Below are 23,069 nucleotides of genomic sequence, written 5' to 3' on the forward strand. Positions count from 1 at the left end.
ATGAGCGATATAACAGCTGTAAAGGCACCCGCTTTGAGGGAGATAAAAAAGGGGCGTGTTAGGAAGCACATAATAACCCTGCTGGTGAGAAACGAGCTGGGAGTTCTTGCAAGGATAGCCACACTAATAGCCGGTAAAGGATACAACATAGAGGGGCTCTCTGTAGGAGAAACTCACGAGAAGGGTCTTTCTCGTATGACCATAGAGGTGATAGGTGATGATGTGGTAATAGACCAGGTGGTAAAACAGCTCAGAAAGCTCATAGACACAATAAAGGTGAGAGACCTTACCGACATACCCCATATAGAGAGGGAGCTGGCACTCATAAAGGTTCACACCGCTACACCCAGAGCCAGGGATGAGGTTTTGAGGCTTACAGAGATATTCAGGGGAAAGATAGTGGATGTGTCGCAAAGCACCTACACAGTTGAGATAACTGGTACGGAAGACAAGATAAATGCGTTTATAGAACTGGTAAAGCCTTTTGGCATAATGGAAATGGCAAGGACTGGTAAAGTAGCTTTAAAAAGAGAGATGGCAAGCACAGAGGAGGAGCAGCTATGGAAGTGAGCTCTTACGAAAAATCCTACCAAGAGATAAAGGATACACCCTTAGCCATCTTTGTGTTTGAGGAGGACTTTAGCAACCTTAAGTATGCGGATGCCTTTGCTGAGAAGCTAAATAAGGTGCTATCCGCTGAAAACTTTAAAGGGAAGGAAGATACGCTGATAAAAGTTCCTCTGCTGGAGGATGATGCCGTCAGAACCTTTTATGTGGTAGGTCTTGGCAAGAAGGATAAGGCAAGCTTTGACGACTACAGGAGAGCATCAGCTATACTCATAAAAAGGCTCAAGAAGGATAAAGTGCCTTTTGCACACATATACGCCGGAGAAATTATAGATTACAAGAAAAGTAAAGCCATAACTGAGGGCTTAATTCTCGGACACTACAGCTTTGATAAGTACAAAAGCAAAAAGGAGGAGGAGTCTTTTAGCGTAGAGAGGGTGAGCATTTACAGGGGATACGAGGAAGGTATAAAGGTAGGTAGGGTCCTTGCGCAAGCGCAGAATTATGCAAGGGACCTGGTCAACGAGCCGGGGAATGTGATAAATCCTATTACTCTAGCAGAGATAGCTCAAAATCTTGCCAGAGAGTATGGTCTTGAGTGTAAGGTTTACGATGAGAAGCAGATTCAGGAGATGGGTATGCACGCTCTTTGGAGTGTGGGCAAGGGTTCCGCAACCCCCCCCAGGTTTATACATCTTACTTACAGACCACAGGGAGAGCCAAAGGACAGAATAGCCATAGTAGGCAAAGGGCTTACCTTTGACAGTGGTGGACTCAACATAAAGACAGGCGATTATATGAGAACCATGAAGATGGACAAGTCAGGTGCCTGCGCGGTGCTGGGTATCATGAAAGCTCTTGCGGAGCTAAAGCCTCAGATAGAGGTCCACGGTATCATCGGCGCGGCGGAAAACATGCCCAGCGGAAGCGCCTACAGACCCGATGACATCATAAAGACCATGAGCGGTAAGACCATAGAGGTGGACAACACGGACGCAGAGGGAAGGATAACGCTGGCAGACGCTCTCTGGTATGCATCCAGTTTAAAACCATCACACATAATAGACATGGCAACGCTCACGGGTGCTTGCATAGTGGCTCTGGGTGAATACACAGCTGGACTTTTCACCAACGACGATAACTTTGGCGATAGGCTTTTGGAGATGTCCAGAGAAACTGGGGAGAGGCTTTGGAAGCTTCCCATGGATGACAAAAAGCTCAGGGAAAAGCTCAAAAAGTCGGATGCGGACATAGTAAACACGGCGGGAAGGTACGGAGGTGCCATAACTGCAGCCATGTTCCTTGAAGAGTTTGTAGGTGAGGGCATCAAGTGGGTGCATCTTGACATAGCGGGTCCTGCATACTTTAAGGAGGAGTTTGGCTACTATTCCAAGGGTGCCACCGGCTTTGGTGTAAGGACTTGCCTTGAGTATATTTTAAGCCTTGATAAGGGGACGTAGCTCAGCGGGAGAGCGCCTGCATCGCAAGCAGGAGGTCGGGGGTTCAAATCCCCTCGTCTCCACTAAAGCACCCTAAGGCTCATATCTATCCATCTGGCGGAGTGAGTTATAAAACCGCAGGAGATGTAATTTACACCTTCAATAGCATACTCCTTTATGTTTTCGGGTGTTATGTTGCCAGAAACCTCCACCTTAACTTTTCCTTTTATAATCTCCACAGCTCTTTTCACATCATCTGGGGTAAAGTTGTCCAGCATAACCATATCTACTTCACACTCCAGAGCCTCATAAAGCTCCTCTATGCTCTCTACTTCCACCTCTATTTTGTATGCCGGTCCCAGAACCTGCTTTACCCTCTTTACAGCCTCTTTTATGCCCCCAGCCACCCTCTTATGATTGTCCTTTATCAGCACCATATCGTAAAGACCAAAACGATGGTTTTTGCCACCCCCCACCCTCACCGCATACTTTTCAAAGTACCTAAAACCCGGCGTAGTCTTTCTTGTATCAAGAAGCTCAATGCCGGTGCCTTTGAGCTTTTCCACCACAGTGCGCGTCAAAGTGGCAATACCGCTAAGGCTTTGAAGTATATTAAGAGCCAATCTCTCACCCTTCAAAATGCTTTCCGCAGACCCCTCAAGGATAAGAAGCCTTTCACCAGCCTCAAAAGTCTCGCCATCCTTCTTTGTGCTAAAAGTCTGCACACCTCCTAAAATTTCAAACACCTTTGTTGCAAAGGGCATACCCGCAAGACATCCCCCCTCTTTGGCTATCAAAACCGCCTTTACCCTCTCACCCCTAAAAATACCCTCTGTGGTAATATCGCCGTGTCCTATGTCCTCCCTCAGAAACTCTCTTATAGCTTCCTCCATGCTATTTTAGCTCCTTCTTTAAATCTCTGTTTATAGCTTCCTCGTAAGTGTATGGGCATTTTTCTGGGATGTTAAACTCATCAGGCTCGTAGTCGTTTTTCAGCAGCCACTTTCTGAGCTTAACTTGCGCTCTAATCCATGCTCTTTCAAGTTCTAGAGGAAGCTTATTTTTCAAACTCGGATATTCCTTAAACATGGCTTTAATTTCATCCCTTGCCTCTCTTATACTCTTAATCCAATCCTTTCCCGCGCACTCTCCTCCTGCCAAGTTCCTGAAGTTGTCCCATTTGTAGAGATGCTCCAAAATTCTTGCAAGCTGGCTTATACAAGCATCAAGATGTCTATTTGCCATATCCTCTATCTCCTCTAAGAGATTCTCCCAATCCACAAGGTCGTAAGCTTTCTCTTTAAGAAGCTGCAGATTTATCTCAGCCCACAGGGGGAAGTCCTCGTCGTAAAGTCTTTTTAGCTCTTCCTTGCTAAGCGTTCTCATGGTGTAAAATGTATGGCTTTTTTGAACCTCAGGCAAGCGTATATGGTTTTGTTATAATTTTATTTCAAAAAGTGGGGTCATTATGAAAGTGGTTATGATAGCAGTTGAGAGCGCACCCTACATCAAGGTGGGTGGGTTGGGGGATGTGGTGCATTCCCTCTCAAAAACCCTTGTAAAGATGGGACACGGCGTAAGTGTAATAATGCCACTTCACAAGAGAGTAAGAGCTGACCTGAAAAAGGTGGCTGACGGTCTCAGAGTTTATCTGGATCACGAGTGGAAGAGTTTTAGCCTTTACGAAGATACATACGAAGGTGTTAAATACTTATTTGTGGATTATCCACCCTACTACAGAAGGGATCATGTTTATGCACCCCCTAAGGGAGACTATGAGGACAACGCTTTGAGGTTTGGATTTTTCAGTTTGGCTGGTCTTGAGGTAATAAGGCAAACAGGAATAGCTCCTGATGTAATACACGCTCACGACTGGCATACCGCTATGGTAGGTCTTTACAAGCACCTCTACTATCAGGATTTAAACAGGGTAGCTTTTGTACTTACCATACACAACGGTATGCACCAGGGTATATTTGATAGCAGATTTCTACCTAACTTAAGTCTTCCGTGGGAGGTATTTCATCCTTTTGGAGGCATTGAATTTTACGGAAAGATAAACTTTCTGAAGGCTGGCATAAACTTCTGCGATGTTCTTACAACAGTAAGCCCCTCTTATGCGGAGGAACTAAAGCAGTATGCCTACGGTCTTGAGGGTGTAATAAGGGAGAAAAAATACTTTTTTGGCGTGCTCAACGGCATAGATTACGACATCTGGGATCCCGAAAAGGACAGATACATAAAGGCGTACTATAGCATAAGGAACTTCAAAAAGGGAAAGCAGCAAAACAAAAAGCACCTAAAGGAAGTCTTTGGTCTTGGCAACAGGGAGGACATGCCTTTAGTGGGTATGGTTTCAAGGCTCACATCCCAAAAGGGCTTTGACATCATAAAGGGCGTAATAGATGAAGCGGTAGCTCTGGGCTTTGAGTTTGTCTTTTTGGGCTCTGGCGAAGAGGTGTATCAGAACATGCTCATAGAGTTTATGAAAAAGTATCCCAAAAGCGTGAGGGTCAGGATAGAGTACAACGAGGAGCTGGCTCACAAAATTTACGCAGGTAGCGATATATTTCTTATGCCTTCTCTCTTTGAACCGTGCGGTATATCCCAGATGATAGCCATGAGGTACGGCACAGTGCCTGTGGTTAGAAAGGTGGGAGGGCTAAAGGATACCGTCATTGACATAGCAGAAAACCCCGAAGAAGGCACAGGCTTTGTCTTTGAAGAGTATAAACCAGAAGAGCTTTTGCATGCCATGCTAAAAGCGGCTGTATACTATCAGATGGAAAAGTGCGATGCTTCCAAAAGGTGGTCTGAGCTAATAAAAAGATGCATGTCTATGGACTTCTCATGGCAAAAGAGCGCCAGAGAGTACGAAGGCATTTACTCATCAGCTATACTTTTAAGAAGGTATGATAATTGAGCTGGAAGAGCTTCTGAGGGTGCTGAAAGAGGAGAGAGAAAAGGGCAAAAGGGTAGTTTTTACCAACGGATGCTTTGACATACTTCACGCCGGACACGCTTATTACCTAAAAAAAGCCAGAGAGCTGGGGGATATTTTGGTGGTAGGCTTAAACTCGGACGCTTCTGTGAGAAGGATAAAGGGAGAAAAAAGACCTATAATGCCGCAGGAGATGAGAGCTTATCTGCTGGATAGCCTAAAAGGAGTTGATTATGTGGTGATCTTTGAAGAGGATACTCCAGAAAGACTCATAGAGCTTATAAAACCTGATGTGCTGGTAAAAGGCTCAGACTGGGATTTAAAAGATATAGTAGGTGCAGACATGGTCTTATCTTACGGTGGAAAGGTTGAAAGAATAAGTTTTGAGTTTAACATCTCCACCAGCGCCATAATAGAGAGGATAATAAATGCTTACAGATGCTGAGTTAGAAAATCAGATTTTTCATTGCTTTCTAATATATATCTCCTTGCCTACTCTCTTTATATGGGCTTTTATGTTCTCATCCAGAAGCTCATACTTGGTTAAATCAATTTTTTGAGGGATATCCAATTCATCTATCTTAGAAAGTAAATGTAAATACTCGGGAAAAGTCATTTCTGGTGCTACGATTGTAATATCTATATCTGAACCTTTTGTAAAATTACCTTTTGCACGAGAACCATAAAGAATGGCTTTCTCTATTTTAGCTTCCTTTCTAAAAGTATCTATCAACTTTTCTATGGTCTCCTTTGACAATCCCAATTCCCTTACTTCCATTTCCATACTCATAAGAGTTCTTCAATTATCTTCTCATTATAGGTATGGACGGTTAAATTTCTGGCACTAATCATCTGAAACCAAATTTCACCGTTTTCAATTATTCCGTATTTTAAACCCAATCTAATAGCATCTCTTGAACCTCTAATCTCTGGTATCCCCTGATAGATAAAATAATCTCTCAACAGATTCCATGCAAGCTCAAAGGTATATTCAAAGGTTTGAATTAAGCCCTGTTTTTCCAAATCATTTAAACCCCTCTCTTTATACTGTCTTACAGCAGTCTGAAACTGAATAAAAGCCTTTTTGTAATTCTCAAATCTTTGTTGCCAGCGAAGCTCTTCATTCATCGCTTAAGTCCTTTTAATTATACTCCTACAGGGACTCTTTAAGTTGATCTTCTATAGCTCTCTCTATCTTCTCTGCTAACTGTTGGTTTAGCCTCATCCTCTCCAAAAATAGCCTGCTTCCCCTCTTTATGTCCCTTACTGCTCTTCTTAAATCCTCTTCAAACAGCTCCTCCTTATAAAGCCCCATAGCCTTTAGCACCTCCAGCTTGAACCTTATGAGAAACACCTTCGTATTTCTTACCTTTGCGGAAAGGTAAAGCAGGAAAAGGTCAAACAGCTGCTGGTCGTAGTACCTTACCCACCTTAAGAAGAAATTACCAAGATGGCACATCCACATATACCTTTCGTAGCTCTCAAGAGCCAAGTAAGATAGGTATCTTACCTTGCTCACATCAAGAGGGAGGATAATTTCACCCACCTGTCTGTAGGATAGCTCCAGCACATTGAAAGGCTCAAAGATGCTTACATATCTGCTACTCGTAAGAGCACCATCTTTAACCAGCATGTTCATCAGTCCTCCCCAACCGTAAACCTTAACCAGAAGGTCCTCATCTCCCACCACAAGGCGCCTAAGCACTATAACCTTGCCTTTAAAAGACATTGTGATATAATTTACTCCCTTCAAAGGAGATATAAAGATGCCTACCTTGTTTAGAAAAGTCAAGGATGTGAAGAGCTACCTGAAGAGTTTAAGAAGTAGCGGAGGAAACAACCTCAGCGTAGGCTTTGTGCCTACCATGGGCTACTTGCACGAAGGACACATGGAGCTCATAAAAAAGTGCAAACTCCAAAACGATATTACTGTGGTTAGCATATATGTAAACCCCCTTCAGTTTGGAGAGGGTGAGGATTACCAGAAGTATCCAAGAGACTTGGAGAGGGACCTTGCCATGTGCCAAGAGGCAGGTGTGGATGTGGTTTTTGCCCCCACCGACGAGGAGGTCTATCCACAAGTCCCAAAAACCAAGATTCATGTGGAAGGCATAAGCCATGTGCTGGAAGGAGCCTTTAGACCTAACCACTTTAGCGGTGTTGCCCTGATAGTTCTAAAGCTCTTTAACATCATTCAGCCAGACAGAGCCTACTTTGGAGAAAAGGACTTTCAACAGCTAAAGCTCATACAAAGATTGGTAAACGACCTTTCTTATCCTGTGGAGATAGTGCCAGTCCCCACAGTAAGGGACAAGGACGGTTTGGCTCTCAGCTCAAGAAACACCTATCTTAAAGAGCAAGAGAGGGAGTCCGCCTTATCCATATACAGATCCTTTTTGATAGCCCAAAAGCTTTTCAGAGCTGGCAATACAAAAGCACAAGATATAAAAGAAGCCGTAAGAGACTACATAAGCAGGCACCCACATGTGAAGCGCATAGACTATGTGGAGATAGTGGATGAGGACTTTAACATAAAGGAGGAAGTCTCCGAAGGAGACAGGGTGCTGGTAGCAGTGTGGATAGGTGATACAAGACTCATAGACAACTGGAGGCTCAGTTATGAAGAGGTATGAAGGACTTTTGAAGGCGGAAGGCATAAACTTTGGCATAGTTGCCAGCAGGTTTAACCACCTTCTGGTGGATAGGCTGGTAGAGGGTGCTATAGACTGCATACTGAGGCATGGTGGCTCGGAGGAAAACATACACATAGCAAGGGTGCCAGGCTCTTGGGAGATACCCCTGATAGTCAAGAATATGGCTCTGAAAGAGCAGGTGGATGCCATTATAGCCCTTGGCGTGCTTATAAGAGGAGATACACCTCACTTTGAATACATAGCCAGCGAGGTATCAAAGGGTCTGGCTACGGTGAGCCTGGAGACAGGAAAACCTGTATCCTTTGGCATCATCACAGCGGACTCACTGGAGCAGGCTATAGAGAGAGCAGGGACCAAGCAGGGAAACAAAGGCTGGGAGGCAGCACTTTCCGCCATAGAGATGGTAAACCTCCTAAGAAGCCTTAGATGATATACAAGCAAAAGGCAAGAAAGGATGCCTTTTTGATACTCTACCAGTGGGACATAAAGGCAGACAAACTGGAAGACATAACGGAAGAGTACATAAAGTCCAACCTTATAAAACATTCCGAGAGAAGAAGATACATAAGAAAACTGGTAAGAACATACATGCAGAAGGCAAGTGAGATAGACAGCCTCATATCAGAACTCAGTCAGGAGTGGGACATAGACAGGATGGGATACATAGAGAGAAACATACTACGCGTAGCTCTTGCGGAGATACTTTTCGTAGGCGTAAAAAAACTAAAACCCGTTATCATGGACTATGTAAAGCTCACCCTCAAGTACGCAGGCAAAGAGCCAGCCAAGTTTGTAAATGGAGTGCTGGGAAGAGCAGCACCTAAATCTTGATCCTTCCCTCATAAATAGCCTTCCCCACCACAACACCATCCACCACACCGTAGAGCCTTTTGACATCCTCAAGGCTTGAAACTCCCCCCGAAGCAATAAGAGGTTTTTTAACAAGCCTTTTAAAGCTCTCATAGATGCTTGTATCTACTCCCTCAAGGCTCCCATCTCTCTCTATGTTGGTGTAAAGGTATCCCCATATGGGGAGGGGTTCGTACCTTAGAGCCAACTCCTGAGGGCTGAGGCTCGTCTCCTCCTTCCACCCACCCACAGCCACCTTGCCGGCTCTTGCATCCACAGAGAGGATAACCCTTTGGGGAAACTCCTCCACCATAGCTTTAAAAACTTCCGGCTCCTTTATGGCAACAGTCCCCACCACAAAAAGGTCTATACCCTCCTGAAAAAGACCCCTGCAAACCTCCAAACTCCTGACGCCACCCCCCACCTGCACCTGTCCGGAGAAGGCTTTTCTTATCTTTCTTATGCTTTCAAGGTTTTTGAGCCTTCCCTCCAGGCTACCCTCCAGGTCCACCACATGAAGCCTCTTAAAACCAGCATCATCAAAAGCCTTTGCCACATCCTCAGGCTTTAGCCCGTAGTCTTTGAGCTTTCCAAAGTCCCCCCTCATAAGCCTCACTACTCTGCCCTCTTTTAGGTCTATGGCGGGTATGATAAAGGACTTTAGCTCCATAGAACTATTTTACCTCTTTGAGCTCTTCCCTCTTTTTCAAAAGCTCCCTTATCTTTTTCTCATCACCCTTTATGAGGAAAATGTCCCCCTCGTAAGGACCCTCCATCTTCAAGCCAAATAGCCGAAGATCCCTTGAAAGGTCCAAAAGGCTCACATCTTTTATAACTCTTACCTGAACACCCTCAAAGCCCATGGTGGCATACTCCTGAGGCTTTAAAAACTCGTATGCCATAAGAAAGGTGAGCGCCAAAAAGCCCAGAGACTCCAGAGCCAGAAGCTTTATCAGCCTTCTCCTTCTGTGCCTTTCTATCTTCAAAAGGGTAAGGTAGTCTATGGCATCAGAAGGCTCCTTGCCTCTGTATAGCTCATCAAAGGCTCTTTTTAAGCTCCTCATTTATAACCTCCAAAAGCTTCCTCTTGGCATGAAAGACCCTCGTCTTTACAGTCCCCAAAGGCACACCCAGAACGTTGGCTATCTCCTCGTAGGAAAAATCCTCATAAAAGGCAAGGTGTAAAACTTCTCTGTGAGCGGGCGAGAGCCTCTCAAGAGCCTCTTTTATAAGCTGGATGTCCTCATCTTCCAGATGAGTGTCATCAAGTAGCGCATCCTGCTCCATAATCTCCAGCGTTTTTGGTTCCCTGATTCTCTTCCTCAGCATGTTTCTGCTCACATTTCTGGTTATGCCAAAGAGCCATGTGCTCACCTTTGCACCTCCTCTAAAGCTCTTGGCACTTCTCCACACCTGATAGAAGGTCTCGGATACAGCCTCCTCCGCATCTTCGTAATTTTGCAAAATTCCGTAAGCGTAGAAAAAGAGTCTGCTTCTGTAAAGGTTCATAAGCTCCTTAAGCGCCTTCTCGTTTCCCTTTGCTATCTCTTTAATAAGTTCCTCGTCCCTCATAGGGAGTATTTTAAGACCCCTTCCATAATGTATGTGTATACCCCGCATGGACAAGTTCAGTTATAATTTTGCACATGAGAGGCTTTACCCTGCTGGAGCTCATCATAGTGATAACCATAATGGGCATGCTCACCCTGGTGGTATTACCCGTTTTGCAAAGAAGTCTGTTTGGGGAGAGGGACATGCTAAAGGCTTTTATACTCAAAAACCTGAGCATAGCCATGAAGGAAGGTAAGGTGATAGAGCTTTACGGTGATGGTAAAAAGATAGTCTCTTCTGAGGGAGAAAAGATAGACCTACCCTACAGAGGAAGGTGTAGAATATACCCAAGCGGAGAGCTCCGCAGGTGCTACTTTGGAAAAGGAGGAGAGGATGTTTATTACACAGTTTTTGACCTCTGAGATAGAAGCCAGAAGGACCAAAAACTTAGAGTACCTTAAGAAGGTCTCACCCCACTTTTATCAGTTTATGAACCTAAAAGGTGAGGTAAAAGCTCAGGCCATTTACCACCTTGGCAGGTGGGACCTTCTGGTGAACGGGGTTTCTCTCTACGGTGGGGATGCTCGCCTCAACACCAGAAGGCAGTTTGAAGAGTACCTTAAAACCCCCAACGAGTTTAGCCCACCCTTTTATGTGTTCTGGTTTCCGGAAGATACAGTGGACGGTAAGCTATCGCATGAGCTGACAAAACTCCTCGCTCCTGCAAGAAGCGCAGACAGGTGCAAACAGAGAAAAACTGTAGGTACCGTTATAGCCTTTGGGGTGGGTCTTGGCTTTCACATAGAGCTTCTTACAGAGCACTACGATATAAAACAGCTGATACTGGTGGAAACAGATGTGGAGCTTATAAAACCCACCCTATACACGCTTGACTGGGAAAAGCTCCTGAGCGTATACAACGGCAAAGAGAAAATCATCAGCTTTTACCTTCACAAAGACCCTGACCTTTTGGCTGTGGGACTGCTTGACCATCTTACCACCTACTACAACCCCACCCTTTTGACCAGCTTTCACATATACATCCACAGAAACGACCCGGTGCTTATAGAGGGCGCCAAGAAGTTCTGGGCTTCTAACAAGTCCCCCATCGCAGGCTTTGGCTACTTTCAGGACGAGCTGTGGTCTTTGGAGTACACGCTGGAGAACATAAAGAGAGAGCTTCCCCTCTATCAGGGCAAGAAAAAAGTCCCCTCTGACAGCACAGCCTTTGTCATAGGCGCAGGTCCCTCCCTTGAGTATGCCATTGACTTTATCAAAAAAAACCAAGACAGAGCCGTCATCTTCTCCTGCGGAAGCTCCATAGGCACGCTGTATGAAGAGGGCATAAAGCCAGACTTCCATGTGGAGATAGAAAGAACCAAATTCACCTACGACGCACTCCTTTTGAGCGCCAGCAGAGACTACCTGAAAGAGCTTACCATCATCTTCAACAACCCCATGTATCCACAGGTCTCTGAGCTTTTCAAAGAGAGCCTCATGTTTGTAAAGCCCAACGATACGGGAGGCTCTCTGTTTCCCACAGACTACCCACCAGTAGGCTACTCTAACCCCACAGTGGTCAACGCAGGTCTCTCTCTTGCTCTTCACATGGGCTTTAGGAGAGTTTATCTTTTTGGAGCGGATATGGGATACAAGGACCCAAGGAGGCACCACGCCAGGGGCAATGTGGCTCTAAAAAAGGGCACTGAGTTTTATAAGGAGGTGGAGGCGCAGGAGCATGAGCTGGATGGCAACTTTGGAGGCAAAGTATACACCAACAGCATGCTTCTGTGGGCAAGGTCCATGATACAGGACCTTCTGAAGTTATACAAGGATGCTGAGGTTTTCAACACCTCCGACGGAGCCAAGATAGAGGGGACCATTCCGGCGAGGATAGAGGAGATAGTCCTGAGCCAATTCAAAAAGTCAGAAGCCATCAAGCTCATAAAGCAGGACTTTTCCAGGGATTACCTGAAAGCTTTAAACCTTGAGAGAAAGCTCTCACTGCTGATATCCCATGCGGAGGAGTATGTGAATTTTGTAAGGGAAAGGGCTAAGAGCATCTCAAAACCCGAGGACTTTTTCTCTTTTGTGTCCGAAGCAGGTCTTTACCAGTACAGGTTTTACGGCTCTCCCTTCATCTACATGTTTCGCCCACCCTTTTATAACTTCTCTTACGCTCTTCTCTCTGGAATTTGCAGGATGGAGCAAGATCAAGCACTTGAGGCTGGCAAAACAGCCCTCAAGCTCTACATAGACTTTCTGCACGAGTGTATAAAACTCATTAGAAAAGTGTAAAATACTTGTCATGATAGACAAGCAAGTGCTCATAAACCTCATGAGAAAGCGAAAAGACAGAAACCTGCAGGCAATACAGCGCTACGCACCTCACCTTATGGACCTAGTAAACCGGAAGGGAAAAATCCCCTGCGGTATATACATAGGCGACAACGGGCAGATAGACCTTATGATGGAAGGGCGGAGAGTCTACAACATGGACCCCCGCCTTGTGGCACAGATGCAGTTTGAAAACTTCAAAAAGCAGAGAGAGAACCTTTTTGTCATTCCTTCGGTGAGCAGTGGAAGGGGACACATAGACGACATATACAAAGAGAAGATGGTGGAGCTCTTTGGACAAAAACCCGACCCCGAGAAGCTAAAGAAGGTGGTGGAGGGAGAGTTAAAAGAAGGTCAGAAGCTGGGAGCTTTGCTAAGCGTGGGGCTTGGCTTTGGCTACCATTTAGAGCTTCTGACAAAGGCTTACGACATAAGATACCTCCTAGTGGTGGAGAAAGACCCCGAGGTTTTCAAAACCAGCCTCTACACAGCAGACTGGGAGTTTATCCTGCGCCACTATTCAGAAAACGCAAGAGTCTTTCTGCTCTTTGTAGGAGATGACCCAGCAGAGCTATCCAAGCATATGGTTTACGCCTTAGGCAACGCTCTTAATACCCCCATGCTTTACTTTACCCCCATATTCATACACCTCTTTGGACCCTTCTACGAGCAGGTGGGAAGGCACTTCTCCGAGCGCATAAACGAGCTTGTCATGGGATGGGGCTTTGTGCAGGACGAGCTGTGGTCTTTGGAGTACACGCTGGAGAACATAAAGAGAGAGCTTCCCCTCTATCAGGGCAAGAAAAAAGTCCCCTCTGACAGCACAGCCTTTGTCATAGGCGCAGGTCCCTCCCTTGAGTATGCCATTGACTTTATCAAAAAAAACCAAGACAGAGCCGTCATCTTCTCCTGCGGAAGCTCCATAGGCACGCTGTATGAAGAGGGCATAAAGCCAGACTTCCATGTGGAGATAGAAAGAACCAAATTCACCTACGACGCACTCCTTTTGAGCGCCAGCAGAGACTACCTGAAAGAGCTTACCATCATCTTCAACAACCCCATGTATCCACAGGTCTCTGAGCTTTTCAAAGAGAGTCTCATGTTTGTAAAGCCCAACGATACAGGAGGCTCTCTGTTTCCCACAGACTACCCACCAGTAGGCTACTCTAACCCCACAGTGGTCAACGCAGGTCTCTCTCTTGCTCTTCACATGGGCTTTAGGAGAGTTTATCTTTTTGGAGCGGATATGGGATACAAGGACCCAAGGAGGCACCACGCCAGGGGCAATGTGGCTCTAAAAAAGGGCACTGAGTTTTATAAGGAGGTGGAGGCGCAGGAGCATGAGCTGGATGGCAACTTTGGAGGCAAAGTATACACCAACAGCATGCTTCTGTGGGCAAGGTCCATGATACAGGACCTTCTGAAGTTATACAAGGATGCTGAGGTTTTCAACACCTCCGACGGAGCCAAGATAGAGGGGACCATTCCGGCGAGGATAGAGGAGATAGTCCTGAGCCAATTCAAAAAGTCAGAAGCCATCAAGCTCATAAAGCAGGACTTTTCCAGAAAATACGCAAGGGAGGACTACATAAGGCACAGGCTTGAGGACTTTCTGGAGGATATGCAGGAGTTTGAAGCGCTAGTGGGGAGGCTTTTTTCCGCCAACTTGCCAGCCAGAGGTGAGCTTGTGGACTCTCTTAACTTCCTCTACGGCTGGCTCTATAGCCAGAGCAAAACAGGGATGCTCTTTAAAATCCTCAGGGGAGGTTTTATGCAGGTGGAGCACCTTTACCTCTTTCTCTCCCATCAGGAGGACAAGCATCAGGAGGAATGCCAAAGCATCATCAAAAGCTACCTGCTGGAAGCTCTTGAAAAAACCAGAGCGCTGATTGAACCTTTTCTGGTTTCAAAAACACTCACATGATGAAAGCAGGATGAAAAAACTATAAACCCCTTGACAAGCAAAAAAACATCTGATATACTTAAAGCAACTTAAAACTTAAAGGAGGTGGAAACCATGAGAGCTGACAAAAAGCTCGCAGCAGCAACCTTAGCAAGTTTAGCCCTCTTTGGGGCTCAAAAGGCAGTGCAGGCAAAGGCAGTAATGGTGCCTTTTATAGCCGTAGGCAACGGCTGGCAGACCATAGTGAGCTATGCAACTGACACACAACTCTCTACCAATACCCTTCATATAGCTTACAACATAAAGCCAGCTGTCAGTTATGGTCAGTGCCTTCATGCAGACGGTTTTGTACCAACATCTACAAACGACCTTACCTCTTTCTTCATTGACGGCACTACCAACACACCCCCAACTATATACGGTGATACCATAGGTGGCACTTACGCACCAGTGGCAGGTGCTAATACTTACTTCGGTTTTATGGCAGTTGCTACGGAAGATGCTGCTGGAAATGTTTCTGCAGGTGCAGCGGAGCTTGCTGTGGACACCATATCTTTCAACGCCGGGCTCCGTTTCTTGTATGCTCAAAGGTCCATTGACCTGAACCATCTCGGTGCGGCCAACGCAGTTAATCTTTCTAATACCGGCTTGACTACACTTCAGACCACCAAGTTTATGACATTTGCACCAGCAGATGCCAACCCTATGGTTTACGCGGTGGGTGTAAGTACAGCTGATAATGTATTCGGCGTGCCTTACAATGTACCCATAGCGCTTAATAAAGTCAATAATAACTGGTGGAACAGGAGTGAGCAGACCTTCAGTGATGGTATAGGTCTTTTTGATTACTGTGTAACGCTCTGGCCTGTTTGTGCACCTTCAAGCGCTCCTACCGCTGGGTTTATTTCTAACCTCAACTGCCAGACGGGCACCATATTTGCTCAAGCCGGTGGATGGTTCCATCTTGTAAACGATGCAACGAATGTGGTAACAGCGCTTGCAACTATTCCTGGTGTTAATACAGCTCCAAATGTCATAGTCTTCAAGGTAGAGTCCAATCCTGCATACGGCTATGCAGTAACGCCTCTGCATCCTATGCCTTACACCACAGAGTAATAGCTTTGAACCTTTTTTGGGAGGCTTTTGCCTCCCTTTAAAAACACCTGAGGTTTATGAATGAAAAGGCTATTTTTGTTTTTATTGCTGGTAACTTTTGTCTTCTCCTGTGCCAAAAGGGAAAACTATGTAATAAAAACACGGGATTTTAAAGAGCTGAATGTGCCTTTTGACATACCCTTTGAGCATCTTGTGCCTATAAAGGAGCTAAACTCCAAGTCCTCTTACGCCTTTTTGTATTACGGTGCTGACGGGAAGGTTCACTACTACAAAGATGGCAAGGACACGGTGCTCAACGCTCCGCTGGTGGAGAAGTTCAAGGGTGGGGTTTTTGCTTACTTAGACTACAAGATAGATGGCAACACTCTTTATGTTGCCCAGTGGGTGCGCTACCTGGGAGAGCCAAGGACCAAAAAGGTGATACTCATAAAAACGGACATGGATGGTAAAAACCCCAGCTACACGCTGGTTTCTTCCACCAACGAGTCCATTGGAAAGCCTATGATAGAAACCGATGGGAAGGGTAATGTGCTTTTGGTGTGGTCCGACGAGAGCAACGGCTACGGTGTTGCTTACGCTCTCTCTAACGATGGTGGCAAAACCTTTCCACCGGAGACCATTATAAGACCAGCCAACATAGCCTCAAATCTTGATGTGTATCTTCCCTACTATGACCCCAAAAACGGCTTTAGCGTCATCTACACCACTGACAAGGAAATAAGGGCAAGGAGACTCAAAGACAACGCCGAGGTGGTTCTCTTTAAGTTTGAAGAAGGCTACCAGTACACGCCTTATGTGGAAAAGGGTAATGGTGAGCTTTATATATTTGCTTGGAGGCTTCCAAAAAACAACCCCGCAGATGTTTATGGGACTTACAAGCTCACCTTTTTGGCTTTCAAAGACCCCTTTGAAAAGCCCGTGGCAAAGCTGGAAAAAGACTACCAGAGGGTATACACCTACATTCAGCCGGCGGTCCTTAAGGGAGATAAACCTCTCTTCTTTTCGGTAAACCTTCCTCCCAAGGGTGAGGATGTTTACAAAGCAGATGGAGAACAGCTCAGCAAGCGTATAAACCTTGTCTATTCGTGGAACGGCGAGGACCTCAAAAAGGCTGTAGAAGACAAAGCCAACGACTACCTCTACGCTCAGCTTTTTTCTTCAGTTGCCACCTCCGATGAAGGCGCTTTGGAGGTCTTTAGGGACTCCAGATACCTGATTCCTCAGCTCTGGGCTGTCTATGTGAAGGATGGCAAAACAAGAGCTTTTGGACCTTTGGAAGAACCTTGGGTGGAGACCTCTTTCATGAGCAAGACCCTTTACTTAGGTGATGGCATCTTTAGGGTTTACTACCTGGTGAGAGATGACAAGAAGAACGTCTGGTTTTTGAGGGCAAGGGACATAAAGGCTGAGGCTCTGAGCAACCCTTACAAGCTCCCCAGCAGGAGGGAAAAGCAGGAAAAGCTGGAGGAGGCTCTCAAGAAGTTTTCCGAGTGCCAGATCAAAAACGACCTTGACTGCGTCTACTCTTTCTTTGACCCAGTAGGTCAAAGGCAGTATCCAATTGAGGCTTTCAAGCGCAACGCGGAGGTTTTGAAGATCACCTTTAAGGACTACAAGTGCAGGGGTAAAGTGGTAGGAGACACCAACATAGCCGTATCTTACTGCACTTATACCTACACGCTTCCACCCGTCATAGGCACAGTGCCTGTCCCAGAAAACAAGAGGCAGATAACCGACAAAGATGTTAGGAACTACTGGGTCTTCATAAAAGGTCAGTGGAGATGGGCTATAGAAACAATGCCTGGGCGCACCGCCATTCAGTGGTGAGGGGCTTTACGTTGGTGGAGGTGGTTATAGCTTTTACCATAGCAGTACTGGCTATAGCCTTTATTCAGCAGAGCCTTTCCCTCATAGCAAAACGGCTCTACGTTATGAAAAAGCAGGAGAGAGACCTGCAGACGGTGGCGCAGGTTCAGGAGATCTTCACAGCTCAGGTGCAGGGCTCGGCAAAGGTCTTGGAGAGTAAAAATGTGGACGGTAAAAACTGCAACCTTATGGAGTACAAGAGTTTTAACTACTACGCGTGTTGGCAGGACTTTGGCATCCAGCGTATATATCTCATAAACGGCTATGACTTTCTCATACTCCCCAGATGAGGGGAAGCGTATTTATTTATGTACTTTGGCTTTTGACTCTCATCTCCGGGCTTGTGTTTTTTACCCTCTATCAGCTAAGGTACAGCTATAGCAGAAGCTCCCACTTTGTGGAAAACTGGACTTTTCTTTACGAATCTCGGGCTCTGGCTTTTGTTGGTGTAAACCTCGCTCTCAAAGACCCCAGCCTTCTGAGGCTAAAAAGTCCCCTTCCCTATTACATAGGCAACCGCAAGTACAGGATATACGTATCTGCAGAGGAAGCCAAAATTAGCCTACCCCTCGCCAACAAGGAGATCCTAAGAAGCCTCATGCAAAATATAGGGATGGAGGAAAAGAGAGCTGACGAGCTATCCGAGAGCATCATGGCTTTTTTGGGCAGGGGGACAGAGTATTACGATGCTCCGGCGCCTCACGAGAACATCCACACCATAACCGAGCTTCTCTATGTGAAAGGTATGGATGAGCAAACTTACCGCAAGCTCCAGCAGTACCTTACCCCGGTGGCAACCCTCACCAACATAAATTACGCACCTAAGGAGGTGCTTTTGGCTCTTGGCTTGACAGACAGTGAGGTAAGGTCCGTGGAGGAGCAGATAAAGGTGGCTGGATATGTGGACTTTAACTGGCTTCAGGCTCTTCTTGGTCCCTCAAGGTCTTACATAGCCCTCAGGTTTGTTTATGTCCCCATTCCTCTCTACTACAGGGTGAAGGTGGTCAAGTACGAGCCCTCTTACGATGAGATGGATTTTATAGTCTCCGGTGGAGCTGTGCTGGATGCGTGGCAAGAGTAAGGGTTTTACTCTTATTGAGCTTCTCATAGCGGTGGTGATATCCACTCTTGTGGTGCTGGCTCTTGGCAGCGTCTACAGAGCTGTGCAGGATGTACGAAAGCGCTTTATTGATTACGAGCAGAGCAGGAAGTTTTACGACCTTGTCTACCTACTTCAAAAGCAGCTGATGAGCTGCAGAGACCTCAGGCTGGAAAATGGCACGCTTTCGTACTACACCACCTTTGGCATGAGCGCTCCTTATGTTATGGTGATGCTAAGGTTAGAAGACCAAAAAATTTACTACTCGGAATCTAACCCTTACGATGCTTCTGTGGTTTATCTCAAGAGAGAGTGGCGCGTTCCTTATAGACTCAAGTTGAGCTTGAGGGCTGATGGGAAGGCTCTGAGCATTTCCTACGGCGCTGATGAGCTTGAGCTTTACATAAACTACAACGCGGTGCCCACATCCAACATATTTCTTAAACCTTTTTGAGGCATAAATTATTTATACTATGCCCACAGCTGAGAAAGCTTTATACTACTCCCTGAAGGACTACCTAAAAGAGCGCTACGGTAGGAGGGTGCAAAAGATCACAGTGGCACTTCCCTTTACCTGTCCCAACATAGATGGCACCAAGGCAAGGGGTGGATGCACCTACTGCTTTTCCGGCACAAGACCTGCCCACTTGGATGCTTACATCCCACTGAGAGACCAGATAGAGGATGGCATAAGAAGAGCGAAGGAGCGCTACGGCAAAAACATACTCTTTTTTGTTTACTACCAGTCTTACTCCAACACCTACGGAGAGTATGAGTATCTCAAGTCTGTTTATGACACCGCTCTTGAGTTTGAGGAGGTGGTGGGTATAGATGTGGGGACGCGCCCGGATTGTGCTCCCGAGTGGGTGCTGGAGCTTCTGGAGAGCTACACGCGCATGGGTCTTGAGGTGTGGGTAGAATACGGCCTTCAGAGCGCCAACTTTAAAACCTTGAGGCTCATAAACAGGGCTCACGGAGTTTCTGACTTTGTGGATGCGGTGCTAAGGACCAAAAGGAGAAACCTCAAAGTCTGCGCTCACATAATACTGGGACTTCCCCACGAGGACGAAGAGGATATGTTAGAAACTGGTAAGCTCCTTGCCAGCCTTCCCATAGATGGCGTGAAAATACATCCATTGCATGTTATAAAAAACACCAAGATGGCAGAGCAGTACCTGAGGGGTGAGTTTGAGGTTTTGAGCCTGGAAGAATACGCCAAAAGAGCGGTGGATGTGCTGGAGATACTCCCCCCTCATGTGGTGGTCCACAGGCTCACTGGTGAGGTAGAACCAGAGAGGCTCATAGCTCCTGACTACTGCACCTACGCAAAAAAGCAGGAAGTGATAAATGCTATAGTAGAGGAGCTCATCAGGCGAAAAACTCACCAGGGTGCTAAAATACCTTTTAACAGATGAAAAAAGAGCATTGGGCTTTGGTGTCTCTGAGCGTCAATCTCCTTCAGTCTGGTGCCAAGCTTCTGGCTGGCGTATTTACTGGCAGTCTCTCCATGCTGGGAGAATCCTTTCACTCCCTTTCCGACTCCTTTGCCTCTCTGGTGGCATATCTTACTCTGAGATTCTCCGACAGAAAAAGCCAAAAGTTCCCCTACGGACTTTACAAGCTGGAAAACATAGGCTCTATTAGCATAGCCATATTTCTCTTTATTGCTTCCTATGAGATACTCCAGAGGGCTTTCCAGCGCGAGGTTATCATAAAAGAGGAGTATTTGGCTTTGGGTATTGGTGTGGTTCTCTTTTCCCTCTTTAGCTCCCTCACACTTTCCTTCTTGGAAAGAAGGGCTGGCAAAAGGCTAAATTCTCCCGTGCTGGTGGCGGACTCTTACCATACGCTGACGGATACCTTTGGCTCTTCACTGGTTTTGATGAGCTTTCTGAGTTCTTACATGGGATATCAGGTGGACAGATACTTTGCCATGGGTGTGTCTGCGCTTATAGCCTATACGGCGCTGAGTATAGTAAAGAGGGAGGTTTCAGTCCTTCTTGATATCTCCGTTGATGAGAAAACTCTTGACCATATAAGGCAGGTTATACTGAGCTTTGAAGAAGTCCTTGAGATAAGGCATCTGTTTGTGAGGTCCTCGGGTGGAAAGCTCTTTGCGGACATTACGCTGATGGTAGCAGGCAGGGACTTTTTGAGGATACACAGCTTGGTGGACAAGATAGAGGAGAGTCTCAGGAAGGAAATACCCGAGCTGGAGATGGTATTTATACACTACGAACCTGCTCAAAGCTCAAAAGCAAGCCTGGGAGTGCTTATAGATAATGAGGGGAATGTTAGCGAGAGTTTTGAAAAAGCTGAGGCGGTTATGGTTTTTGGAGATAAAGAAAAGCCAAAGCTCATAAAAGACCTTCCTCAAAGGGAGGAGGACATGGCAAAAGCTCTCATGGAGATGGGAATTTCCATCATCATATGCGGACAGCATCCTGAGAGTAGCAGAGCCAAGTGGGTCATAAGCAAGTACGGTGGTTTTGTGTGGGAAACCCACCAGAAGAATCCCTACTTGGCTCTTTCTGAGGTGGCTTATAATTTTACGGATGTCAAAACTGCTGATAAAGAGAGGCAGGATAATAGACCCTTCCCAGAAGCTTGACACCGTTGGAGACATCCTCATAGAGAAAGGTAGAATAAAGACAGTGGGTGAGAACCTCTTTGAGCTTGAGACCCAGATAATAGACGCAAAGGGTCTTGTGGTGTGTCCGGCTTTTGTAGACCTTCATGCGCATCTGAGGGACCCGGGAGAGACCTACAAGGAGGACATAGAGAGCGCAAGCAGGTGCGCGGTGGCTGGCGGTTTTACCACGGTGGTGTGCATGCCCAACACAAAACCCCCCGTAGACAGCCCCCATGTAGCCCAGTACATAATAGACAAGGCAAGGAGGGTAGGACTCTGTCAGGTGATTCCTTCTGGCACTCTCACCAAAGGCAGAGAAGGTAAAGAGCTATCTGACTTTTACGCTCTCAAACAGGCTGGCTGTCTTACCCTAACTGACGATGGAAGCCCTCTTATGGATGCAAGGCTCATGCAAAGAGCTCTTGAGCTGGCAGGACAGCTGGGACTTTTGGTTATGAACCACTGCGAGGATGACTCTCTCGCCTACGGACACATAAACGAGGGGTATGTGAGCAGTCTCCTCGGTGTGTCATCAAGACCCGCAGAGGCTGAGGACATTCTGGTAGCCAGAGACCTCATACTCTCTTACAAAACTGGAAGTCCCATACACATACAGCACCTTAGCTCAGCCCTGAGTGTGGAGCTGATAAGGTACTTTAAAGAAAAGGGAGCAAGGGTCTCATGTGAGGTAAACCCCTACCACCTTCTTTTTAGCGAAAGGGAGCTTTTAAAGTCGGGTGCTAACGCAAAGGTAAACCCACCTCTGAGGAGAGAAGAGGACAGGCTGGCTCTTCTGGAGGCTGTAAAGGACGGCACCATAGACTGCATAGCAACGGACCACGCACCCCATGCCGGTTGGGAGAAAGGTCAGATAGAAAAGGCAAAAGCTGGTATGATAGGGCTTCAGACCGCTCTTCCTTTGGCTCTGGAGCTGGTAAGACAGGGACACATAAGCCTCATGCGGATGATAGACCTTATGTCCTGCAAGCCTGCAAGCATCTTAGGTCTTGAAGGATGCGCAACCCTGAAGGTAGGCTCAAAAGCCAACATAACCATATTTGACCCTGAAAAGGTCTGGACGCTCAACGAAAGCACCAACCTCTCCAGGTCTCGCAACACCCCACTCTGGAACAGGGAGCTTAGGGGAAAGGTGGTTTATACCATATTTGAGGGAAAGGTGGTCTACCGGGATGTTTGAGAGAGTCTGTATAGTAGGCGTGGGTTTTATGGGAGGCTCTTTTGCCCTCGCTCTAAAAGAGCGCTATCCTCAGTGCCAAATCTTTGGCATAGACATAAACCATAGTGCTATAAGCAAGGCACTTGAGCTCAAAACCATTGACGGGGGAAGCACGCAGATAAAAGATACACTGCGCTTTGACCCTCAGCTGGTGGTAATTGCCACACCTGTGGGGACCTTTGAAGAAATAGCAAAGGCTCTGGCACAGCTTGACATAAAATGTGTCATAACCGACCTGGGAAGCGTAAAGGGGCGCATAGTTTATATGATGGAAGAGCATCTGGGTGGGAACTTTGTGGGGGGGCATCCCATAGCAGGCACGGAAAAGTCCGGCGTAGAAAACAGCCTAAAAGACCTCTTTAAAGGCAAAAGGTGTGTCATCACACCCACCGAGAAGACTTCCCCTCAAGCTAAAAAGATGGTAAAAGACCTCTGGCAGAGTCTGGATGCGCTGGTGGAGGAGATGGACCCCTACCTTCATGATTACATATTTGGCGCGGTCTCCCACATGCCCCACGCGGTTGCCTTTGCTCTCATAGATGCCATAGCAAGGCTCAGCAAGGATGGTGTAAACCTCTTTGAGTATCCCGGTGGTGGCTTTAAGGACTTTACGCGCATTGCTTCCTCTGACCCCATCATGTGGAGAGACATATTCCTGGAAAACGCCGAGAACATAGTTAAAGCCATAGAAGTCTTTCAGGAGTCCTTGGATACCCTAAAGAGTCTAATAGTCAGCGGTAAGGCTTATGAGATCACCCAGTATCTGAGCAAAGCTAAAGAGCTAAGAGACAGGATAGTATAGTGGTGGAGCGGAGGGGACTTGAACCCCCGACCTCCTACACGCCAAGCAGGCGCTCTCCCAACTGAGCTACCGCCCC

General features: G+C 46.6%; 27 protein-coding genes and 2 tRNA genes. 20 read left to right on the top strand and 9 right to left on the bottom strand.

All coding sequences use genetic code 11. The features are described from left to right. From ilvN to HTH_RS03205, 3 genes are all read left to right on the top strand, one after another. A complete protein-coding gene (gene ilvN / locus HTH_RS03200) occupies positions 1-570 on the top strand; it encodes an acetolactate synthase small subunit (protein WP_012963281.1) in 570 nt (189 codons plus the stop codon). Next, positions 561-2,027, top strand: a complete 1,467-nt coding sequence (locus HTH_RS09665; RefSeq protein WP_012963282.1) for a leucyl aminopeptidase — start codon at positions 561-563, stop codon at positions 2,025-2,027. The genes ilvN and HTH_RS09665 overlap by 10 nt, the downstream gene beginning before the upstream one ends. Beyond that, positions 2,018-2,089: transfer RNA gene (locus tag HTH_RS03205), tRNA-Ala, on the top strand. The genes HTH_RS09665 and HTH_RS03205 overlap by 10 nt, the downstream gene beginning before the upstream one ends. Here HTH_RS03205 and nadC read toward each other — a convergent pair. After that, positions 2,090-2,899 (bottom strand): carboxylating nicotinate-nucleotide diphosphorylase, encoded by an 810-nt coding sequence (gene nadC, locus HTH_RS03210; protein ID WP_012963283.1) that lies wholly within the window; start codon positions 2,897-2,899, stop codon positions 2,090-2,092. Between the two features lies 1 nt (position 2,900). After that, on the bottom strand, positions 2,901-3,392 hold the full coding sequence (locus tag HTH_RS03215) for a DUF29 domain-containing protein (RefSeq protein WP_012963284.1): 492 nt from the start codon (positions 3,390-3,392) through the stop codon (positions 2,901-2,903). Between the two features lie 82 nt (positions 3,393-3,474). On the opposite strand from HTH_RS03215, the gene glgA reads away from it, so the two are divergent. Together glgA and rfaE2 are read left to right on the top strand one after the other, a co-directional pair. Then, positions 3,475-4,929, top strand: coding sequence for a glycogen synthase GlgA (gene glgA / locus HTH_RS03220; protein WP_012963285.1), 1,455 nt, complete (start codon positions 3,475-3,477; stop codon positions 4,927-4,929). Beyond that, positions 4,919-5,392 carry a D-glycero-beta-D-manno-heptose 1-phosphate adenylyltransferase gene (rfaE2, locus tag HTH_RS03225; protein WP_012963286.1) on the top strand — a complete coding sequence of 158 codons (474 nt, stop codon included), beginning with the start codon at positions 4,919-4,921 and terminating at the stop codon, positions 5,390-5,392. The genes glgA and rfaE2 overlap by 11 nt, the downstream gene beginning before the upstream one ends. An 18-nt stretch (positions 5,393-5,410) precedes the next feature. Here rfaE2 and HTH_RS03230 read toward each other — a convergent pair whose 3' ends face one another. Genes HTH_RS03230 through HTH_RS03240 form a run of 3 tightly spaced genes read right to left on the bottom strand, consistent with a single transcriptional unit; the run spans position 5,411 to position 6,676 of the window. Beyond that, positions 5,411-5,737 (bottom strand): nucleotidyltransferase domain-containing protein, encoded by a 327-nt coding sequence (locus HTH_RS03230; RefSeq protein WP_014462573.1) that lies wholly within the window; start codon positions 5,735-5,737, stop codon positions 5,411-5,413. Beyond that, positions 5,734-6,075: a nucleotidyltransferase substrate binding protein gene (locus HTH_RS03235; RefSeq protein ID WP_012963288.1), complete on the bottom strand. Its 342-nt coding sequence runs from the start codon at positions 6,073-6,075 to the stop codon at positions 5,734-5,736. The genes HTH_RS03230 and HTH_RS03235 overlap by 4 nt, the downstream gene beginning before the upstream one ends. Before the next feature lie 25 nt (positions 6,076-6,100). Next, on the bottom strand, positions 6,101-6,676 hold the full coding sequence (locus HTH_RS03240; protein WP_012963289.1) for a recombination protein O N-terminal domain-containing protein: 576 nt from the start codon (positions 6,674-6,676) through the stop codon (positions 6,101-6,103). 37 nt (positions 6,677-6,713) lie between these two features. Between HTH_RS03240 and panC the strand changes: the two genes are divergently transcribed. The 3 genes from panC to nusB are packed head-to-tail and all read left to right on the top strand — an operon-like array spanning position 6,714 to position 8,432. Next, positions 6,714-7,580 carry a pantoate--beta-alanine ligase gene (panC, locus tag HTH_RS03245; RefSeq protein WP_012963290.1) on the top strand — a complete coding sequence of 289 codons (867 nt, stop codon included), beginning with the start codon at positions 6,714-6,716 and terminating at the stop codon, positions 7,578-7,580. Beyond that, positions 7,567-8,031: a 6,7-dimethyl-8-ribityllumazine synthase gene (gene ribH, locus HTH_RS03250; RefSeq protein ID WP_012963291.1), complete on the top strand. Its 465-nt coding sequence runs from the start codon at positions 7,567-7,569 to the stop codon at positions 8,029-8,031. Before panC ends, ribH begins: the two co-directional genes overlap by 14 nt. After that, a complete protein-coding gene (nusB, locus tag HTH_RS03255; protein WP_012963292.1) occupies positions 8,028-8,432 on the top strand; it encodes a transcription antitermination factor NusB in 405 nt (134 codons plus the stop codon). The genes ribH and nusB overlap by 4 nt, the downstream gene beginning before the upstream one ends. On the opposite strand, the gene hisA is transcribed toward nusB, so the two are convergent. Genes hisA through HTH_RS03270 form a run of 3 tightly spaced genes read right to left on the bottom strand, consistent with a single transcriptional unit; the run spans position 8,422 to position 10,022 of the window. Beyond that, entirely contained in the window at positions 8,422-9,120 is a 699-nt protein-coding gene (hisA, locus tag HTH_RS03260) for a 1-(5-phosphoribosyl)-5-[(5-phosphoribosylamino)methylideneamino]imidazole-4-carboxamide isomerase (RefSeq protein ID WP_012963293.1), read from the bottom strand. The genes nusB and hisA overlap by 11 nt on opposite strands. A gap of 4 nt (positions 9,121-9,124) precedes the next feature. Continuing rightward, on the bottom strand, positions 9,125-9,514 hold the full coding sequence (locus HTH_RS03265; protein ID WP_012963294.1) for a hypothetical protein: 390 nt from the start codon (positions 9,512-9,514) through the stop codon (positions 9,125-9,127). After that, entirely contained in the window at positions 9,489-10,022 is a 534-nt protein-coding gene (locus HTH_RS03270; RefSeq protein WP_232500462.1) for an RNA polymerase sigma factor, read from the bottom strand. The genes HTH_RS03265 and HTH_RS03270 overlap by 26 nt, the downstream gene beginning before the upstream one ends. Before the next feature lie 74 nt (positions 10,023-10,096). Here HTH_RS03270 and HTH_RS03275 point away from each other — a divergent pair, with 74 nt between their 5' ends. The 12 genes from HTH_RS03275 (at position 10,097) to HTH_RS03330 (ending at position 22,993) form a co-directional block, all read left to right on the top strand. Continuing rightward, positions 10,097-10,423 carry a type II secretion system protein gene (locus HTH_RS03275; RefSeq protein ID WP_012963296.1) on the top strand — a complete coding sequence of 109 codons (327 nt, stop codon included), beginning with the start codon at positions 10,097-10,099 and terminating at the stop codon, positions 10,421-10,423. After that, positions 10,395-12,299 carry a motility associated factor glycosyltransferase family protein gene (locus tag HTH_RS03280; protein WP_012963297.1) on the top strand — a complete coding sequence of 635 codons (1,905 nt, stop codon included), beginning with the start codon at positions 10,395-10,397 and terminating at the stop codon, positions 12,297-12,299. Before HTH_RS03275 ends, HTH_RS03280 begins: the two co-directional genes overlap by 29 nt. Positions 12,300-12,309: 10 nt before the next feature. Next, entirely contained in the window at positions 12,310-14,262 is a 1,953-nt protein-coding gene (locus HTH_RS03285; protein ID WP_012963298.1) for a motility associated factor glycosyltransferase family protein, read from the top strand. A gap of 93 nt (positions 14,263-14,355) precedes the next feature. Further along, entirely contained in the window at positions 14,356-15,357 is a 1,002-nt protein-coding gene (locus HTH_RS03290) for a hypothetical protein (protein ID WP_012963299.1), read from the top strand. 60 nt (positions 15,358-15,417) lie between these two features. Next, positions 15,418-17,184, top strand: a complete 1,767-nt coding sequence (locus HTH_RS03295; RefSeq protein WP_012963300.1) for a hypothetical protein — start codon at positions 15,418-15,420, stop codon at positions 17,182-17,184. 14 nt (positions 17,185-17,198) lie between these two features. Then, positions 17,199-17,513 carry a hypothetical protein gene (locus HTH_RS03300; RefSeq protein ID WP_232500463.1) on the top strand — a complete coding sequence of 105 codons (315 nt, stop codon included), beginning with the start codon at positions 17,199-17,201 and terminating at the stop codon, positions 17,511-17,513. After that, complete coding sequence (locus HTH_RS03305; RefSeq protein WP_012963302.1) at positions 17,510-18,304, top strand: general secretion pathway protein GspK; 795 nt, start codon at positions 17,510-17,512, stop codon at positions 18,302-18,304. Before HTH_RS03300 ends, HTH_RS03305 begins: the two co-directional genes overlap by 4 nt. Then, a complete protein-coding gene (locus HTH_RS03310) occupies positions 18,288-18,776 on the top strand; it encodes a PulJ/GspJ family protein (RefSeq protein WP_012963303.1) in 489 nt (162 codons plus the stop codon). The genes HTH_RS03305 and HTH_RS03310 overlap by 17 nt, the downstream gene beginning before the upstream one ends. Before the next feature lie 19 nt (positions 18,777-18,795). After that, positions 18,796-19,737: a TIGR01212 family radical SAM protein gene (locus tag HTH_RS03315; RefSeq protein WP_012963304.1), complete on the top strand. Its 942-nt coding sequence runs from the start codon at positions 18,796-18,798 to the stop codon at positions 19,735-19,737. Next, on the top strand, positions 19,734-20,933 hold the full coding sequence (locus tag HTH_RS03320) for a cation diffusion facilitator family transporter (RefSeq protein ID WP_012963305.1): 1,200 nt from the start codon (positions 19,734-19,736) through the stop codon (positions 20,931-20,933). Before HTH_RS03315 ends, HTH_RS03320 begins: the two co-directional genes overlap by 4 nt. After that, positions 20,878-22,152: a dihydroorotase gene (locus tag HTH_RS03325; protein WP_012963306.1), complete on the top strand. Its 1,275-nt coding sequence runs from the start codon at positions 20,878-20,880 to the stop codon at positions 22,150-22,152. The genes HTH_RS03320 and HTH_RS03325 overlap by 56 nt, the downstream gene beginning before the upstream one ends. After that, positions 22,145-22,993 carry a prephenate dehydrogenase gene (locus HTH_RS03330; RefSeq protein WP_012963307.1) on the top strand — a complete coding sequence of 283 codons (849 nt, stop codon included), beginning with the start codon at positions 22,145-22,147 and terminating at the stop codon, positions 22,991-22,993. Before HTH_RS03325 ends, HTH_RS03330 begins: the two co-directional genes overlap by 8 nt. Here the strand turns inward: HTH_RS03330 and HTH_RS03335 are convergent. After that, positions 22,994-23,069 (bottom strand) — tRNA-Ala (locus tag HTH_RS03335). It lies immediately after the preceding gene.

The organism is Hydrogenobacter thermophilus TK-6 (assembly GCF_000010785.1).
GTDB classification, from domain to species: domain Bacteria; phylum Aquificota; class Aquificia; order Aquificales; family Aquificaceae; genus Hydrogenobacter; species Hydrogenobacter thermophilus.

Coding starts and splice junctions, on each gene's coding strand:
- ilvN (WP_012963281.1), top strand. CDS start 1: ATGAGCGATATAACAGCTGTAAAGGCACCCGCTTTGAGGGAGATAAAA.
- HTH_RS09665 (WP_012963282.1), top strand. CDS start 561: ATGGAAGTGAGCTCTTACGAAAAATCCTACCAAGAGATAAAGGATACA.
- nadC (WP_012963283.1), bottom strand. CDS start 2,899: ATGGAGGAAGCTATAAGAGAGTTTCTGAGGGAGGACATAGGACACGGC.
- HTH_RS03215 (WP_012963284.1), bottom strand. CDS start 3,392: ATGAGAACGCTTAGCAAGGAAGAGCTAAAAAGACTTTACGACGAGGAC.
- glgA (WP_012963285.1), top strand. CDS start 3,475: ATGAAAGTGGTTATGATAGCAGTTGAGAGCGCACCCTACATCAAGGTG.
- rfaE2 (WP_012963286.1), top strand. CDS start 4,919: ATGATAATTGAGCTGGAAGAGCTTCTGAGGGTGCTGAAAGAGGAGAGA.
- HTH_RS03230 (WP_014462573.1), bottom strand. CDS start 5,737: ATGAGTATGGAAATGGAAGTAAGGGAATTGGGATTGTCAAAGGAGACC.
- HTH_RS03235 (WP_012963288.1), bottom strand. CDS start 6,075: ATGAATGAAGAGCTTCGCTGGCAACAAAGATTTGAGAATTACAAAAAG.
- HTH_RS03240 (WP_012963289.1), bottom strand. CDS start 6,676: ATGTCTTTTAAAGGCAAGGTTATAGTGCTTAGGCGCCTTGTGGTGGGA.
- panC (WP_012963290.1), top strand. CDS start 6,714: ATGCCTACCTTGTTTAGAAAAGTCAAGGATGTGAAGAGCTACCTGAAG.
- ribH (WP_012963291.1), top strand. CDS start 7,567: ATGAAGAGGTATGAAGGACTTTTGAAGGCGGAAGGCATAAACTTTGGC.
- nusB (WP_012963292.1), top strand. CDS start 8,028: ATGATATACAAGCAAAAGGCAAGAAAGGATGCCTTTTTGATACTCTAC.
- hisA (WP_012963293.1), bottom strand. CDS start 9,120: ATGGAGCTAAAGTCCTTTATCATACCCGCCATAGACCTAAAAGAGGGC.
- HTH_RS03265 (WP_012963294.1), bottom strand. CDS start 9,514: ATGAGGAGCTTAAAAAGAGCCTTTGATGAGCTATACAGAGGCAAGGAG.
- HTH_RS03270 (WP_232500462.1), bottom strand. CDS start 10,022: ATGAGGGACGAGGAACTTATTAAAGAGATAGCAAAGGGAAACGAGAAG.
- HTH_RS03275 (WP_012963296.1), top strand. CDS start 10,097: ATGAGAGGCTTTACCCTGCTGGAGCTCATCATAGTGATAACCATAATG.
- HTH_RS03280 (WP_012963297.1), top strand. CDS start 10,395: ATGTTTATTACACAGTTTTTGACCTCTGAGATAGAAGCCAGAAGGACC.
- HTH_RS03285 (WP_012963298.1), top strand. CDS start 12,310: ATGATAGACAAGCAAGTGCTCATAAACCTCATGAGAAAGCGAAAAGAC.
- HTH_RS03290 (WP_012963299.1), top strand. CDS start 14,356: ATGAGAGCTGACAAAAAGCTCGCAGCAGCAACCTTAGCAAGTTTAGCC.
- HTH_RS03295 (WP_012963300.1), top strand. CDS start 15,418: ATGAAAAGGCTATTTTTGTTTTTATTGCTGGTAACTTTTGTCTTCTCC.
- HTH_RS03305 (WP_012963302.1), top strand. CDS start 17,510: ATGAGGGGAAGCGTATTTATTTATGTACTTTGGCTTTTGACTCTCATC.
- HTH_RS03310 (WP_012963303.1), top strand. CDS start 18,288: ATGCGTGGCAAGAGTAAGGGTTTTACTCTTATTGAGCTTCTCATAGCG.
- HTH_RS03315 (WP_012963304.1), top strand. CDS start 18,796: ATGCCCACAGCTGAGAAAGCTTTATACTACTCCCTGAAGGACTACCTA.
- HTH_RS03320 (WP_012963305.1), top strand. CDS start 19,734: ATGAAAAAAGAGCATTGGGCTTTGGTGTCTCTGAGCGTCAATCTCCTT.
- HTH_RS03325 (WP_012963306.1), top strand. CDS start 20,878: ATGTCAAAACTGCTGATAAAGAGAGGCAGGATAATAGACCCTTCCCAG.
- HTH_RS03330 (WP_012963307.1), top strand. CDS start 22,145: ATGTTTGAGAGAGTCTGTATAGTAGGCGTGGGTTTTATGGGAGGCTCT.